The 14,533-nt window shown below is 71.8% G+C and carries 17 protein-coding genes; 10 read left to right on the forward strand and 7 right to left on the reverse strand.

The window, feature by feature from the left end; genetic code table 11:
- Positions 1-19: 19 nt before the first annotated feature.
- The 4 genes from hisG to DFJ67_RS23830 are packed head-to-tail and all read right to left on the reverse strand — an operon-like array spanning position 20 to position 2,611.
- Positions 20-862, reverse strand: a complete 843-nt coding sequence (gene hisG, locus DFJ67_RS23815) for an ATP phosphoribosyltransferase (RefSeq protein WP_116070034.1) — start codon at positions 860-862, stop codon at positions 20-22.
- 47 nt (positions 863-909) lie between these two features.
- The gene (locus DFJ67_RS23820; protein WP_116070035.1) at positions 910-1,173 is read right to left on the reverse strand and encodes a phosphoribosyl-ATP diphosphatase; all 264 of its coding nucleotides are present in this window, start codon (positions 1,171-1,173) and stop codon (positions 910-912) included.
- Between the two features lie 47 nt (positions 1,174-1,220).
- Complete coding sequence (locus DFJ67_RS23825; protein ID WP_116070036.1) at positions 1,221-2,093, reverse strand: GerMN domain-containing protein; 873 nt, start codon at positions 2,091-2,093, stop codon at positions 1,221-1,223.
- Complete coding sequence (locus DFJ67_RS23830; protein ID WP_116070037.1) at positions 2,093-2,611, reverse strand: SigE family RNA polymerase sigma factor; 519 nt, start codon at positions 2,609-2,611, stop codon at positions 2,093-2,095. Before DFJ67_RS23830 ends, DFJ67_RS23825 begins: the two co-directional genes overlap by 1 nt.
- A 173-nt stretch (positions 2,612-2,784) precedes the next feature.
- Between DFJ67_RS23830 and DFJ67_RS23835 the strand changes: the two genes are divergently transcribed.
- The 5 genes from DFJ67_RS23835 (at position 2,785) to DFJ67_RS23860 (ending at position 8,319) form a co-directional block, all read left to right on the forward strand.
- Complete coding sequence (locus DFJ67_RS23835) at positions 2,785-3,651, forward strand: ABC transporter substrate-binding protein (RefSeq protein ID WP_116070038.1); 867 nt, start codon at positions 2,785-2,787, stop codon at positions 3,649-3,651.
- On the forward strand, positions 3,648-4,511 hold the full coding sequence (locus tag DFJ67_RS23840) for an amino acid ABC transporter permease (protein WP_116070039.1): 864 nt from the start codon (positions 3,648-3,650) through the stop codon (positions 4,509-4,511). The genes DFJ67_RS23835 and DFJ67_RS23840 overlap by 4 nt, the downstream gene beginning before the upstream one ends.
- Positions 4,508-5,245 carry an amino acid ABC transporter ATP-binding protein gene (locus DFJ67_RS23845; protein WP_116070040.1) on the forward strand — a complete coding sequence of 246 codons (738 nt, stop codon included), beginning with the start codon at positions 4,508-4,510 and terminating at the stop codon, positions 5,243-5,245. The genes DFJ67_RS23840 and DFJ67_RS23845 overlap by 4 nt, the downstream gene beginning before the upstream one ends.
- Positions 5,246-5,323: 78 nt before the next feature.
- Entirely contained in the window at positions 5,324-5,899 is a 576-nt protein-coding gene (locus tag DFJ67_RS43360) for a hypothetical protein (protein ID WP_203783746.1), read from the forward strand.
- Between the two features lie 167 nt (positions 5,900-6,066).
- Positions 6,067-8,319 carry a HelD family protein gene (locus DFJ67_RS23860; RefSeq protein ID WP_116070043.1) on the forward strand — a complete coding sequence of 751 codons (2,253 nt, stop codon included), beginning with the start codon at positions 6,067-6,069 and terminating at the stop codon, positions 8,317-8,319.
- Here the strand turns inward: DFJ67_RS23860 and DFJ67_RS23865 are convergent.
- From DFJ67_RS23865 to DFJ67_RS23875, 3 genes are read right to left on the reverse strand one after another with little or no spacing between them, the layout of a single operon-like run.
- A complete protein-coding gene (locus tag DFJ67_RS23865) occupies positions 8,316-8,795 on the reverse strand; it encodes a pyridoxamine 5'-phosphate oxidase family protein (protein ID WP_116070044.1) in 480 nt (159 codons plus the stop codon). The two genes, DFJ67_RS23860 and DFJ67_RS23865, sit on opposite strands and share 4 nt — an antisense overlap.
- Positions 8,796-8,838: 43 nt before the next feature.
- Positions 8,839-9,081 (reverse strand): hypothetical protein, encoded by a 243-nt coding sequence (locus DFJ67_RS23870; RefSeq protein WP_116070045.1) that lies wholly within the window; start codon positions 9,079-9,081, stop codon positions 8,839-8,841.
- Entirely contained in the window at positions 9,078-9,995 is a 918-nt protein-coding gene (locus DFJ67_RS23875; protein WP_116070046.1) for a low temperature requirement protein A, read from the reverse strand. Before DFJ67_RS23875 ends, DFJ67_RS23870 begins: the two co-directional genes overlap by 4 nt.
- 93 nt (positions 9,996-10,088) lie before the next feature.
- Between DFJ67_RS23875 and DFJ67_RS23880 the strand changes: the two genes are divergently transcribed.
- The 5 genes from DFJ67_RS23880 (at position 10,089) to rplT (ending at position 14,527) form a co-directional block, all read left to right on the forward strand.
- On the forward strand, positions 10,089-11,972 hold the full coding sequence (locus DFJ67_RS23880) for a sensor domain-containing diguanylate cyclase (RefSeq protein ID WP_147315580.1): 1,884 nt from the start codon (positions 10,089-10,091) through the stop codon (positions 11,970-11,972).
- A gap of 59 nt (positions 11,973-12,031) precedes the next feature.
- Positions 12,032-12,961, forward strand: coding sequence for a hypothetical protein (locus DFJ67_RS23885; protein ID WP_116070048.1), 930 nt, complete (start codon positions 12,032-12,034; stop codon positions 12,959-12,961).
- 297 nt (positions 12,962-13,258) lie between these two features.
- The gene (gene infC, locus DFJ67_RS23890) at positions 13,259-13,888 is read left to right on the forward strand and encodes a translation initiation factor IF-3 (RefSeq protein ID WP_116076594.1); all 630 of its coding nucleotides are present in this window, start codon (positions 13,259-13,261) and stop codon (positions 13,886-13,888) included.
- Between the two features lie 21 nt (positions 13,889-13,909).
- Positions 13,910-14,104, forward strand: coding sequence for a 50S ribosomal protein L35 (gene rpmI / locus DFJ67_RS23895; RefSeq protein WP_089255971.1), 195 nt, complete (start codon positions 13,910-13,912; stop codon positions 14,102-14,104).
- Positions 14,105-14,134: 30 nt separating this feature from the next.
- The gene (gene rplT, locus DFJ67_RS23900; RefSeq protein WP_116070049.1) at positions 14,135-14,527 is read left to right on the forward strand and encodes a 50S ribosomal protein L20; all 393 of its coding nucleotides are present in this window, start codon (positions 14,135-14,137) and stop codon (positions 14,525-14,527) included.
- Positions 14,528-14,533 lie beyond the last annotated feature (6 nt).

A 14,533-nucleotide genomic window follows, 5' to 3' on the forward strand; every position in this document is an offset into this window, starting at 1 on the left:
CAGCGGGCGACAAGGCCGGTCAGAGGCGACAGTTGTGAATGCCGGTGACCAGGATGGCGCGGGCGCCCAGGTCGTACAACTCATCCATGATCTTGTGCACGTCGGTGCGCAGCACCATCGCCTGGACCGCCACCCAGCCCTCGCGGTGCAGCGGTGAGACGGTCGGCGACTCGATGCCCGGCGTCAGCGCGGTCGCCTGCTCGAGCAGGTCGGCCCGCACGTCGTAGGCGAGCATCACGTAGCGGCGGGCGACGAGGACGCCCTGGAGACGGCGGACGAGTTGGGCGACCGGCGCCGACGCGACCGAGTCCCGACCGATCAGCAGCGCCGACGAGGTCAGGATCGGGTCGCCGACCACGGCGAGCCCGGCCTGGCGCAGGGTGGCGCCGGTCTGCACGACGTCGGCGACCACGTCGGCCACCCCGAGCCGCACCGCGTTCTCGACCGCGCCGTCGAGCCGGATCACCTCGGCCTCGATGCCGTTGTGGGCCAGGTAGCGGTTGACCACACCGGGGAACGAGGTGGCCACCCGGCGGCCGGCGATCTGCTCGACCGTGGTCAGCGTCGCCGGTGCCGCGGCGAACCGGAAGCTGGCGCCGGCGAAGTCGAGGTCGAGCAGTTCGTCGGCCGGGCTGCCGGCGTCGACCAACAGGTCGCGGCCGGTGATGCCGAGGTCGAGGTCGCCGGAGCCGACGTAAGTGGCGATGTCGCGCGGGCGCAGGTAGAAGAACTCGACGTCGTTGGACTCGTCGCGGCAGACCAGGTCACGCTCGTCGGTGCGCTGGCGGTAGCCCGCCTCGCGCAGCATCTCGGCGGCCGGACGGGACAGGGTGCCCTTGTTGGGCACGGCGATGCGCAGCATTTCGGGGATCTCCTCTGAAAGACGTCAACCGGTGAGCGGAGGCGGGCTCACAGATGTCGGTAGACGTCTTCCAGCTTCAGACCGCTGGCCAGCATCAGCACCTGGGCCTGGTAGAGCAGCTGCGAGATCTCCTCGGCGGCCCGCTCCGGACCCTCGTGCTCGGCGGCCATCCACGCCTCGGCCGCCTCCTCGACGACCTTCTTGCCGATCGCGTGCACCCCGCGCTCGAGCGCGGCGACGGTGCCCGAGCCCGGGGTGCCGGCCTCGGCCTTCGCCTGCAACTCGGCGAAGAGCTCCTCGAACGTCTTCACGCAGCCATCCAACCAGGCACCGGCCCGGCCGCCGAACCCGCCCGGCGTTATTCGACCCGCACGACGTGGTCGTCGACACCGCCGTCGACCGTCACTGTCAGCACGTAGTCGCCGGGCGCGACCACCGCTGTGAGTTGCGCCTCACGCTGTGCGGGGCTGCCGCCGGACAGGGTCAGCTGCTCGTCGGACACGACCCGACCGGCGCTGGTGCGGATCACCAGGCGGCACCGGCCGGCGAAGCCCGCGACGTGCACCTTGAGGGTTCTGACGACGTCGCCGTGCTGCGGGTTGATCAGCCAGACGGGCGCCAGCGTCTCGACCGCCGCCGCTCGGTGCAGCACCGACCCCGAGCCGATCCGGACCCCCTTCAGCCCGCTGACCGCGGTCACCGTCCAGACCAGTTGCTGTGCGGCGATCGGCGTGGGCGGGGTCGCGCCGCCGAGGTCGACGGTGGCCACGTCACCCGTGACGGTGACGCCGCGGACCGCGACGCCGGCCGGCCAGGCGCTGGCGTAGTCGGGGTCGGCGGGCACGCCGGCGAACATCAGGCCCAGCGCGGCGCGCACCTGGTCGGCGGCCGCGCCGGTCGCCGGCGCGGCCCGGTGGAACTCGCGGACCAGCCGGTCGCCGCGGTCCGGGCCGACGTAGTAGACCGCGAGCAGCCGCTCGGGTGAGGCCGGCGGCTCGGTCGTGGTGGCCGGCGGCGCCGGCGGTGCCGGGGGTGGTGCGTCGAGGACGAAGACCGCCGCGGTCGCCGCGGCCGCCGCGACGGCCAGGCCGCCGCCGATCCAGGCCTTGACCGCGAATCGGGCGCGCCGCCGCCCGGTGCGCGCCCGGATCGTGGCCAGCGCGTCGGGCCGCACGTCGACCGTGGCCGCCTCGGCGTCGAGGGCGCGGCGGATGACGTCGTCGATGGTCATCACGGCCGCTCCACGGTCAGGCGCAGGGCGGCGACGCCCCGCGACAGGTGGCTCTTGACCGCACCGCGGCTGACGCCCATCGCCTCGGCCATCTGTGCCTCGGACAGGTCGGCGTAGTAGCGCAGCACGATCGCCTCCCGCTGGCGGGCCGGCAGCCCGCGGACCGCGGTCACCACCGCCGCCTGGGTGAGCAGGTCGAGGGCGCCGGCCTCGGCGCTCGGCACGTCGGGCGGCGGGTGGCTGGCGGCCAGGTGCGCGTCGACCACCTTGCGGTGGCGCAGCGCCGACCGGCAGCCGTTGACCACGGTGACCCGCAGGTAGGCCAGCGCCTTGTCGGTGTCGCGGAGGCGGTGCCAGCGGGCGTGCAGCCGCACGTAGGCGTCCTGGACGATCTCCTCCGCCAGGCCGCGTTCGTGCAGCAGCAGGCTGGCCAGCCGGACCATCGGCCGGTAGTGCGCGCCGAAGAGATGGGTGACCGCCTGGTCGGCGTCCCATTCGGGGTCGGGTCCGTCGCGCATGAAGCTCCGGGGACGCGCCACTGTGTCGGCTCGCACAGCAGGATGACGCGCGGGCCTCGGTTCCGGTTTACCGCCTGCCAGGAACGGGCGCCATGGGTCGAATGTCCAAATTCCCGACCAGTGTGATAGGGAACTCGATGGACGTACACCGTTCCATCTCTAAGCTGTCCCACATGTCCAGGCGAGCTACCCCCCTCGTGGTCGCGGTCGCGGCCGCCCTCATCACCACTCTCGCGGCCTGCGCGCCCGAGGAGACGCCGGCGGCGGCGCCGTCGGGGTCGGCGGGCCCGTCCTGCACAAAGGACTCCCTGCAGACCGAGACCGCCGGCAAGCTGACGATCGCCACCGACGATCCCGGCTACGAGCCGTGGGTGGTCGACAACAAGCCCGAGTCCGGCGAGGGCTTCGAGTCGGCCGTCGCCTACGCGGTCGCGGAGCAACTCGGCTACGCCAAGACCGACGTGGCGTGGACCCGGGTCACCTTCAACAACGCGATCGCGCCCGGCCCGAAGGCCTTCGACTTCGACATCAACCAGTTCTCGGTCACGCCCGAGCGGCAGCAGGCGGTCGACTTCTCGTCGCCCTACTACCTCGTGCGGCAGACCGTGATCTCGCTGAAGTCCTCGAAGATCGCCAACGCCAAGTCGATCGCAGACCTGCGCGCCGCGAAGTTGGGCGCCCAGGTCGGCACGACGAGCTACCAGGCGGTCAACGAGCTGATCAAGCCGAGCACCCAGCCGCAGGTTTACAACACCAACGAAGACGCCAAGAAGGCCCTCGAAAACGGCCAGATCGACGGCCTGGTCGTCGACCTGCCCACGGCGTTCTACATGACCGGCGCCGAGCTGACCGACGGCAAGATCGTCGGGCAGTTGCCGCAGGTCGGCACGCCGGAGACGTTCGGCCTGTTGCTCGACAAGGGCTCGCCGCTGACCAACTGCGTGAGCCAGGCCGTCGACAAGCTCCGCGACGGCGGCCAGCTCGCCGAGCTGGAGAAGAAGTGGCTCGCCGACACGGCGGGCGCGCCCGAACTGTCGTGACCCAGCCGGTCTCCGCGGTCCGACAGGACCGGCCGCTTTCAGCGGTCCAGCAGGATCGGATCGCCTGGCGGCGCCGCCAGACGATCCGATCGATCCTGGTCGCGGCCGGCTCCACCGCGGTGCTCGGCGCGCTGCTGGTCTTCGCGGTCACCGGCGCGCCCGGCTGGGACCGGGTCCGCCAGTCGTTCCTCGACCCGTCGATCGCCGTCGACTCGCTGCCCGACATCCTGCGCGGGCTGTGGCTCAACATCCGGCTGCTGTTCTTCTGCGCGCTCGGCTCGCTGGGGCTGGGCCTGGTGATCGCGCTGCTGCGTACCCTCCGCGGTCCGGTCTTCTTCCCGGTCCGCGCCCTGGCGGTCAGCTACACCTACACGTTCCGCGGCCTGCCCCTGATCATCGTGATCTACGTGCTCACCCTGGGCGTGCCGGGCCTGCGCCTGCAGGGGATGCCGTCGGTGCTGGTGCTCGGCGGGGCGGCACTGGTGCTGACCTACTCGGGCTACATCGCCGAGGTGTTCCGCGCCGGCATCGAGTCGGTGCACCCGAGCCAGGTCGCGGCGGCCCGCTCGCTCGGCCTGTCCTACCGGCAGGCGATGCGCCACGTGGTGCTGCCGCAGGCGGTCCGCCGGGTGGCGCCGCCGCTGCTCAACGACACGGTCGCGCTCCAGAAGGACGTCGGCCTGGTCTCGCTCGCGGGCCCGATCGATGCGGTCCGCGCCGCGCAGATCTCGACGGCCGAACACTTCAACTACACGCCCTACATCGTCGCGGGGGTGCTCTTCGTGCTGCTCGCCATTCCGCTGATCGCGGTCACCGACTGGGTGACCCTGCGCGCCGCCCGCCGGCAGGCCGGCCAATGACCGCCGTGCTCTCCTGCCGGGGCGTCCGCAAGGTCTTCGGGTCGTCGGTGGTGCTCGACGGGCTGGATCTCGACGTGGCCGAGCACGAGGTGGTGGCGCTGATCGGCGCGTCCGGCTCGGGCAAGTCGACCCTGCTGCGCTGCGTCAACCTGCTGGAGGAACTCGACGACGGCACGATCCACCTGGACGGTTCGCACATCACCGATCCGAGGATCAACCCCGATCTCGTACGCCGGAAGATCGGCATCGTCTTCCAGGCCTACAACCTGTTCCCGCACCTGTCGGTCCTCGACAACATCACCCTCGCGCCGGTGCGCGTCCACAAGCGCCCTCGCGCGGAGGCCCGCGAGCAGGCGCTGGCGCTGCTGGCCCGGATCGGCCTGGCCGACAAGGCCGACGCCTATCCGGACCGGCTCTCCGGCGGGCAACAGCAACGGGTCGCGATCGTCCGCGCGCTGGTCAACTCGCCGCGGCTGTTGCTGCTCGACGAGGTCACGTCGGCCCTCGACCCGGAGCTGGTCGGCGAGGTGCTCGACCTGATCCGCGACCTCAAGAACGACGGCATGACCATGGTGCTGGCCACGCACGAGATGAGCTTCGCGCGCCAGGTGGCCGACCGGGTCTGCTTCCTCGACGCGGGCCGGATCCTCGAGCAGGGCCCACCCGACCAGGTCTTCGACGAGCCGGCCGAGGCCCGCACCCAACAGTTCCTCCGCCGCCTCAGCGCGGCGTAATCATACGACTACTCTCCGTGCGATATAACCGAGTTTGTCTCCAATGAGGAGAGATCTCGGCTTTCATCGAGGAGAGACGTGGAACCAGTTACCAAACGTCGGGTGCGGCGCGCGCTCGGCGTGACCGGTGTCGCCGCCGCCGTCGTGTTGGCCTTCGGCGGGTTCGCGCAGGCCGACACCGAAAAGGCGGCCGGCACCATCTACGCCTGCGTCAACAACCGGACCGGCGACGTGCGTATCCCCAACCCGTTCAACGGCGGTGGCCAGCGCTGCAACAAGGGCGAGCGGTGGGTGGTCTGGAACGTGCAGGGACCCCGCGGCCCGCAGGGAGAGCGCGGCGCTCCCGGACCGCGCGGGCCCGCCGGGCCGGCCGGGCCGGCCGGCCTCACCGGTGTCGGCCAGTCCGTTCCCAACAGCGGTAGCATCCCGGCGAACTCCTCGGATACGCCGGTCACCGCCAACTGTCCGGCCGGCATGGTCGCCACCGGCGGCGGGTTCCTGGAGAACAGCAACTTCGTGCGGGTGCTCGCCAGCCGGCCCAATCCGCAGAGCGGCGCCGGCCCTTTCACCGGCTGGACGGTGAATTTCGCCAACTCGAGCGGCCAGGTGGGCACGGGCAGCGCCTACGTGCTCTGCTACACCGCACCTAGCTGATCCGAGAACAACAAAAAGGGGGCGTCACCAACCGGTGGCGTCCCCTTGTCCTTCTCAACTATATCCACGCGTCAACCTCGGCGAATCGGCCCGGGTGCTGATTTTCTGGCTCAGAACCGCCCATATGCTCGCCGGAGCCAATCCAGCACGGAACCCGGGGGAGCATCGTGCCCGCAGGCAGAACGCAGGAGATCGCGGCCGAGCAGCGCGTCGTCGATCGGGTCTACGAGCGGCTCGAGGAGTTGCGGGCGCAGGCCAGGGCGCTCGAAGGCGAAGGACATGGGCGGGCGAGCGGCAACACCGCCGTCGGTCTGGTCGAGCGTGACGCGATCGTGCACCGTGCCGCCGTGCGGCTGCACGAACTCGACACCGAGGAAGAAGGCCTGGTGTTCGGCCGGCTCGACTTCGACGACGGCGAGATCTACCACATTGGACGGTTGGGGGTACGCGACGGCCACGAGCCGTTGCTCGTCGACTGGCGCGCACCCGCCGCGGCGCCGTTCTACCGGGCCACCGCCGGCGACCCGCTCGGTGTGGTGCGCCGGCGGGTCATCTTCTGCCGCGGCCAGGCGGTGGTCGACCTCGACGACGACGTGCTCACGCCCGACGCGGTCGGCGACCTGCGGGTGCTCGGCGAAGGGGCGCTGCTGGCCGCGCTGCGCCGCTCGCGCGGCCCGCACATGCGCGACATCGTCACCACCATCCAGCGGGAGCAGGACGAGGCGATCCGCGCACCCGCCCGCGGCGTCACGCTGATCACCGGCGGCCCGGGCACCGGCAAGACCCAGGTCGCGCTGCACCGGGCGGCCTACCTGCTCTACACCGACCGCGGCCGGTTCACCGGCGGGCGCATCCTGGTGGTCGGGCCGTCGACGGTGTTCACCAGCTACATCGGCCGGGTGCTGCCGTCGCTCGGCGAAGACAGCGTGCACCTGCGCGCCATCGGCGAACTCGTCGACGGCGTGACCGCCACCCGCCGCGACCGCGCGGAGGTCGCCGAGATCAAGGGCAGCGAGCGGATGCTCGGCGTGCTGGTCGAGCTGATGTGGCAGACGCCGCCAACGGCACCGGACCGACTGCGCCTGGTGTACGCCGGCCAGGTGCTCACCCTCGACGCGGCCGACCTGTCGGCGGCCCGCACCCGGGTGCGCGAACGCTGCCAAGCGGCCGGCACCCCGCCCAACGGCGCCCGACCGGAAGCCGTCGCGGCGTTGGCGGCCGCCCTCTGGACGAAGGTCGACGGCGCGCACCTCGACCCGGAACTGTTCGCCGACGAGGTCGCCGAGCGCGGCGAGTTCGAACGGTTCCTGCGCGCCTGGTGGCCGCCGCTGACACCGCCGCTGGTGCTGGCCTGGCTCGCCGACCCGGCCCGGGCGGTCGGGGTCGACAACGCGGAAGCGCTGGCCGCGTCCTACCGGGGCGACTGGTCTGTCGACGACGTACCCCTGCTCGACGAACTGGCCGAACTGCTCGGCACACCACCGAAGCCGCCCAGGGCGCCCGAGCCCGAATGGCGGCTGCGCGAGCTGACCAGCGGCCCGCGGCTGGTGGAGACGTTCGTGCTGAGCTGCGGGCTGCGTGACGGGTGGGAGCTCTACGCGCCCGGGCTCGCGACGCCGATCGCGGTGGCCGGGCCGGCGATCGACAACGACGCCTACGGTGTCGCGCAGCGCTGGGCGGAGGCGATCATCCTTCGCGAGGGGCAACGGGTGGTGGGCTGGCAGGACGGCTTCGACCCGCACGGCGAGGAGGGCTACGTGCCGCTGCTGGCCGACCCGCTGCCCGTCCAGGAGCCCGACGACGCGCCCGTCGAGGACCGCTACCTGCACGTGATCCTCGACGAGGCACAGGACCTGTCGCCGATGGAGTGCCGGGTGATCGCGCGGCGGGCGGCGTACGCGTCGATGACGGTTGTCGGCGACCTCGGGCAGGCGACGCACCCGCTGGCCAGTGACTCGTGGCCGGAACTGCTGGCCCGGCTGGGCAAGCGCGAGGTGCGGGAGTTGGACCTGCGCACGGGATATCGGGTGCCGCAGCGGATCGCCGACTTCGCGGCCCGGGCGCTCACGCCGGGTATCGAGCCGACCCGGTCCTACCAGCCGGGCGGCGCGCTGTCGGTGCGCGCGGTCGACGATCTGGTCGGCGCGGTGCGCGAGGCGGTGCGGCAGGCACCGGCCGGCGCCACGGTCGCCGTCATCGCCACTGACGAGCTGGCCGGGTCACTCGACCTGCCGGGGGTGACGGTGCTGCCGGCCAGCCTGGTCAAGGGCCTCGAGTTCGACCACGTGATCGTCGTGGAGCCGGCCGACATCGTGGCCGCCGAGCCGCGCGGCATGAACCGGTTGTATGTGGCGCTGACCCGCGCGGTCGCGGGCTTGGTCGTGCTGCACCGCAAGCCGTTGCCGGCGCGGCTCCGCTAAGGCTCGACCCGCTGCCGGGAGTCGATGCCGGTGCCGTAATCCGGGTCGCGGCCCGGCACGTGCAGGTCGTGGTTGGTCGCCACGGCCAGGTAGAGGCGCAGGTCGGTGTCGGCGGCGAAGTCGTCGGGCGTGAACGCCTTCGCGCCCGGCGCCGGCCGGGCGAACGCCTCGGCACAGCGCCGGGGCAACTCGTCGTCGGGCACCTGAGCGGCCCGCGCATCGACGTAGACCGCGCGCCCCTCGCCGATCGCCGCGGTCGAGTCGAAGATGACGATGGCGACGTCGGGCCGCTCGGCGACGTTGACCGAGTGGTGCGCCAACGGCGACGAGACCCAGTAGAACTCGCGGTAGCCGACGTGGGTGAAGTAGACCGGCGACACCCGCGGCTTGTGGTCGGGCCCGGTGGTGCCGAGCGTCAGGTAACGATTGCCGTCGATGACCCGCCGGGCCCGGTCGTTGAGCTCCTCGGCCGCCACAGCCACCCCTCCCGTAGCAGAAGAGCGCCCATCCTCGCACGGGTCAGGCCGGCTCGGGGACCCGCGCGCCGCGCCGGAGGTTGAGCAGGACGTGCGCCACCGCGACACCGAGGATCGCCAGCAGCGCCCACAGCGGGTCGGCCGGGCCGACGGCGGCGATGACGGCCAGCAGCGCCACGAGCCCGGTGCGCCCGACGACCAGCGAGTTGGCCCACGGCACCCGTTGCAGCAGCGTGAGCAGGTTGAGGCCGAGCAGGTAGAGGACGAGCCCGCTCGCGGCGATCACCCGTGCGGCCGTCTGTTGCGCTGCGCCGGCCGCCCACAGGACGGTGAGCTGGGCGCCGACGCCGATGCCGACACGCCCAGCACGATCGGGAAATGCCCGTAGGCGAAGACGGTCGCCGCGTTCCACCCGCTGCTCGGCGGCTTGAGCGCGGCGGCGCGCAGCGCCCAGGCCCGCCGGTCGAAATAGCCCCACCACACCGCGCAGGCGAGCAGGGCCGTGCAGAGCACCGCCGCGATCGGGCGCGGGCCCCACCGGGTGACGGCGTCGGCGGCCAGGCCGCCGGTGGTGATGATCGACTCGCCGAGCACGATGATGAAGAAGGCCGCGAACCGGTCGGCGAGATGGTCGGCGTCGACGGGCAGCAGGCCGACCCGCCGCTCGATCAGCACCGAGGTCGCCAGGTCGATCAGCACCGCGACCGACCAGATCCCCAGACGCACGCCGGGCGGCAGCGGCGCTCCCGCGGCCCACAGCACCACGGCGGAGCTGAAGCCGAGCACGTACCCGCTGGCCTGTTCGCGGGCCCGGCTCTCGGAGCGCCAGGCCCGCGCGTAGAGGCCGATCAAAATCAACCGGATGAAGATGTACGAGAGGCCGAGCACCATCGTCCCCGAACCGGGCACGCGGGTCAGGCTGAGCCCGAGCGCGCCCATCCCGATGGCCGCGGCCAGCACCGACGCGCGGTGCACCGGGTCGTCGACGGTGTAGCGGTTGTCGTAGAACGTGAACCCGTTCCAGCCCCACCACAGCGGCACGAAGACCAGGGCCAGCACGCCGGCGCCGTGCCAGGTCGGGTCGAGCCGCAGCAGGCGGGCGGCCTGGGACACCGCGACGGCGACGACCAGATCGAAGAAGAGCTCCAGCGACGTGGACCGCCGCGCCGCGTCGCCGAACAGGACCGGGCCCGGCACCATCGTCACGTTACTTGGTGTTCGTCCGGCTATGATCGGATACCCGATCTTCGCGTACGCCACTCATCCGCGGTGCCGGCGTGGTGTCATGAGGGCTTGACGGCGGCCGAGCTTCGACGGAGCGCGGGCCCCGCCGGCGGTGTGCTGGCCAGGCCCTGGCTGTGGCTACTCCTGGGGATCTTCGTCGCCGCGACCATCGTGATCCTGACCGGGCCGGCTCCGGCGATCACCTCCTGGGTCACCCAGGCCGTGTGCTTCGCCGTCTTCGCGGTGCTGTCCTGGCAACTGGCGAACAGCCGGCGCTCGTCGCCTCGCGCGCGCCGGTTCTGGCGGGCGGCCGCGGTCAGCGGCGTCATATTCGTGGCGGGCGCGGCGTTGCGGGCGATCGACGTGGCGGTCGACCCCGGACTACACAGCACCGCCTGGACGGCGCCGACGGCGCTGGTCACGATCGGTTCGGCGTGGCTGCTGGCCTTCATCTTCATCTGCGTCGAACGCGACGGACCGCCGCAGCGCGACCTGTGGATCGACGCGGGCACCGTCGTGGTGGCGGCGGCGGTCTTCATCTGGACGATCGCGCTGACCGGTGCGCTCGGCGCCGAGAAGCCGGAGCAGAAGGTCTGGACCGCGGTCGGGGCGATCATCCTGCTGGTCTCCGCCTTCGCCGTCACCCACCTGCTGGTCACCGGGACCGCACCGTTCCCGGTCCTGGCCGGCGTCGCCATCGGTGCGGCCGCTGCCCTGCACGGGCTCGAACGCGCCCTCAACCCGCAGGTCATGAACGCCGACGACGCGGAGTGGGTGCTGGTGATCCGGCTGCTGCCGGCGTTGCTGCTGGCCGCCGCGCCATGCCTGGCGGAGCTGGGAGCCGTCCGGCCGGCGCTCAGCCGGCGCAGCGCCGGCTTCGTCGCACCGCTCGTCGCGCTCGGCACCACGCAGGTGCTGCTCATCGCGCAACTTTCCGACGAGGGCCTGGACGCGCGGAGCTGGGGCACCGCCATGGGCACGGTGATCATCGCCGGCCTGATCATCCTGCGGCAGGACGGGCTGCTGGTGCAGAACGCCCGGCTGGTCGGCCGCCTCGATCGGACCGTCGACGAGGTCGGCCGGCGGGAGCGGTGGTTCCGGTCGCTGGTCGAGCACGCCTCGGACATCACGATGGTCCTCGACGGCCACGGCGTCATCACCTACGTGACGCCGGCCCTGCGGCCGATGCTCGGGCAGGAGCCGGCGGCGGCGGTCGGGCAGCCGGTGGCCGCGGCGCTGCGGCCGGTCGACGCCGAGCGGCTCGAGGCGCTGCTCGCGTCGGTGATGGCCGGCCGGATGGTGACCGCGACCGACGAGTTGGAGGTACGCCGGGCCGACGGCGCCCGCCGCTGGCTGGAGGTGATCGCGACCGGCCGCCTCAAGGACCCGGCGGTCGTCGGTCTGGTGCTCAACATCCGCGACGTCTCCGACACCGTTGCGCTGCGGGAGCGGCTCTGGCACGACGCGAGCCACGACCCGCTGACCGGGCTGGCCAACCGCACCCTGTTCAACGAGCGTGCCGAGGCGCTGCGCGAACCCGCCGCCCGCGGCCGGGGCAGTGCGGTGCTGCTGCTCGACCTCGACCAGTTCAAAGACGTCAACGACGAGTTCGGGCACCCGGCCGGCGACGAGTTGCTGCGCATCGCCGCGCGGCGGATCGAGCACAGCGTGCGGCCGGCGGACACGGTCGCCCGGCTCGGCGGCGACGAGTTCAGCGTGATCCTGGTCGACACGACCGAGGCGGCGGCGGCCGACACCGCCCGCCGGATCGTCGACGCCCTGGCTCGGCCGGTGTCGATCGACGACCACGTCCTGCGCCCGGCCGCCAGCGTGGGCGTCGCGGTCAGTGTCGACAAGCCGATCGAGGCCCTGCTGCGCGACGCCGACGAGGCCATGTATGCCGCCAAACGGCACGGCTCGGGCGCCGAACTGTTCCACGAGCACCTCCGCTAGCGCGGCACTGGCCGAACGGGGGAATCGACGGTTGTCGCCGGCCCGTAGGTTCTCCTGCCATGACCATGATCACCGCCGATGCGCGGCTGTCGCGTCCGCCGCGGCCGGCGTCGGTGACCGTCGCGTTCTGGCTCCAGGTCGGTGCTGTCGGGTTGCTGCTCGCCCTGATCGGGGTGCTGGTGGCGCACGCGATCTACTTCGACGACCAGATCTCCCGTGCCGTCGCCCTCGTCCCTGACGCGGATCCGCTCGAGGTCAGCGACGAGCGTTCGGGCAACCTCTACGGCGCCGTCGTGCCCGGCGCGCTGTTGCTGCTGATGGCGGTCTGGCTGGCGGTGACCGCGGTGCCGATGCGCCGGGGCCGCAACGTCGCCCGGATCCTGGTGTTCGTCGGCGCGGGCGCCCACGCGCTGGTCTGCCTCGCGCCGTGCGCCGCCGGCTTCATGGCCATCCCGTTCCTCATCGGCGGCATTTCCGAGGCGGCACCCGACGACGTGCCAATGGACGGCGTGCCGTGGGAGGAGTCGCGGTTCCTCGAGACGCTCTACGGGCAGACGACGTCCTTCGACGACGCCTTCTTCGGCGGCATCGCCATCGGCACCGGGCTCGAACTGCTGCTGGTGATCACGATCGCGATCCTGATCGCGGTCCCGCCGGCCCACCGCTACTTCGTGCCGCGACCACCCACCCCGGCCTGGCCGGCCGGCTACGCCGGCTACCCGCCTATGGCCGGTTACGCCGGCGTGCCGCCGCTGGCCGGCTACGCCGGATATGCGCCCGGCGCTGGCTATGCCGGTTACCCACCCGCAGGCGGCTACGCCGGCCACCCCGAATCGGGGCCGCAGCCGTGGCCGGGTGGGCCTGGCTGGCCGGCGCCGCCGTACCCCGGACCGTTCGTGATCTGCCCCGACCCGGCCGCTCACGTCACGCCGCCGGCGGCGCCAGGCGAGGGGCCGCGGCCGGAGGGTGACCCTCCGGCACCGGTGTGAGCCGTGCCCGTTTCGCGGGGTGGCGCCCGACCTGGTAACGTTGTGGTCGTCGACCATGCTGTCCGCGCGTTCGCGCGTGGGTGGCGGTGAAGCGGAGCGCCTGCTCCCACCCGAGCCTCGATCAAGAGCGCCGGGTCCGGTCACCGGAAACAGAGCCTATGGGTTCTGGTCCGGGAGCGCACGCGTGAGCGTGCCGGCCGGTCGAGCGGGCCCTGGCATGCGCCGGGGCCTTCTGCTTCTCCTCGGTTGGCGCACAGGCTGCGACCGCAGCAACAGGCATGGCAACGAGGAGGCCTCATCAGCGTCGAACCACGCGTCAACGAGCAGATCCGGGCACGAGAGGTCCGACTGGTCGGTCCTGAAGGCGAGCAGGTGGGCATCGTCCCGCTGGAGCGCGCACTTCAGCTGGCGGCGGATGTAGACCTGGACCTGGTCGAGGTTGCGCCGATGGCGCGCCCGCCGGTGTGCAAGCTCATGGACTTCGGCAAGTTCAAGTACGAGAGCGCACTGAAGGCACGCGAAGCACGGCGAAACCAGCAACAGACGGTCATCAAGGAAATGAAGCTCCGCCCGAAGATCGACCCGCACGACTACGAGACCAAAAAGGGTCACGTGGTGCGGTTCCTCAAGGCCGGAGACAAAGTCAAAGTCACGATCATGTTCCGTGGTCGCGAGCAGAGCCGTCCGGAGCTTGGCTACCGCCTGCTGCGCCGGCTCGAGTCGGAGATCTCGGAACTGGGATATGTCGAAGCCGCCCCCAAGCAGGACGGCCGCAACATGATCATGGTGTTGGCCCCGCATCGGGCCACCAAGGCCGCGGCAGTGGCCGCGAACACCAAGGCGCCCTCGGCGCGCGAACAGCGCGCTGAAGAGAACGAGGCCGCCGAGGCCACCACGGCCGGGCCCGCCGGAAATCCCGGCGAGTAACAGGGGAGAAGACGTAACAAGATGCCGAAGATGAAGAGCCACACCGGTACGGGCAAGCGCGTCCGTGTCACCGGCGGCGGCAAGATCGTGCACGAGCCCGCCGGTAAGCGGCACAAGCTCGAGGGCAAGTCCTCGACCCGCACCCGTCGGCTGTCCGGCACCGAAGAGATTTCGAAGGCCGACACCAAGCGCATCAAGAAGCTGCTCGGGCGCTGACGCGCGCCACCGACCGAAGGAGAACAATCGATGGCACGCGTCAAGCGGGCGGCGAACGCCCAGAAGAAGCGCCGCACAGTCCTCGAAAGCGCGAGTGGATACCGCGGCCAGCGCTCCCGGCTTTACCGCAAGGCCAAGGAGCAGATGCTGCACTCGATGCAGTACGCCTACCGCGACCGGCGCGACCGCAAGGGTGACTTCCGCCAGCTGTGGATCACCCGGATCAACGCGGCGTCCCGCGCGAACGGCATGACCTACAACCGGCTGATCCAGGGCCTCAAGCTGTCCGGGATCGAGGTCGACCGCAAGATCCTGGCCGACCTGGCCGTCCACGACGAGGCCGCCTTCGCGGCGATCGTCGAGGTCGCCAAGGCCGCCGTCGCAGCCGAGGGCACCGGTGGCGCCCCGGCCAAGGCCGCCTGAAGCCGA

The sequence above is a fragment of the Asanoa ferruginea genome, from assembly GCF_003387075.1.
Classification (GTDB): Bacteria; Actinomycetota; Actinomycetes; order Mycobacteriales; family Micromonosporaceae; genus Asanoa; species Asanoa ferruginea.

Bases quoted from the DNA above. Each gene is read 5' to 3' on its own strand.
- hisG (WP_116070034.1), bottom strand. From the start codon at position 862: ATGCTGCGCATCGCCGTGCCCAACAAGGGCACCCTGTCCCGTCCGGCC.
- DFJ67_RS23825 (WP_116070036.1), bottom strand. From the start codon at position 2,093: ATGACCATCGACGACGTCATCCGCCGCGCCCTCGACGCCGAGGCGGCC.
- DFJ67_RS23830 (WP_116070037.1), bottom strand. From the start codon at position 2,611: ATGCGCGACGGACCCGACCCCGAATGGGACGCCGACCAGGCGGTCACC.
- DFJ67_RS23835 (WP_116070038.1), top strand. From the start codon at position 2,785: ATGTCCAGGCGAGCTACCCCCCTCGTGGTCGCGGTCGCGGCCGCCCTC.
- DFJ67_RS23845 (WP_116070040.1), top strand. From the start codon at position 4,508: ATGACCGCCGTGCTCTCCTGCCGGGGCGTCCGCAAGGTCTTCGGGTCG.
- DFJ67_RS23875 (WP_116070046.1), bottom strand. From the start codon at position 9,995: ATGGTGCCGGGCCCGGTCCTGTTCGGCGACGCGGCGCGGCGGTCCACG.
- DFJ67_RS23885 (WP_116070048.1), top strand. From the start codon at position 12,032: ATGACCATGATCACCGCCGATGCGCGGCTGTCGCGTCCGCCGCGGCCG.
- rpmI (WP_089255971.1), top strand. From the start codon at position 13,910: ATGCCGAAGATGAAGAGCCACACCGGTACGGGCAAGCGCGTCCGTGTC.
- rplT (WP_116070049.1), top strand. From the start codon at position 14,135: ATGGCACGCGTCAAGCGGGCGGCGAACGCCCAGAAGAAGCGCCGCACA.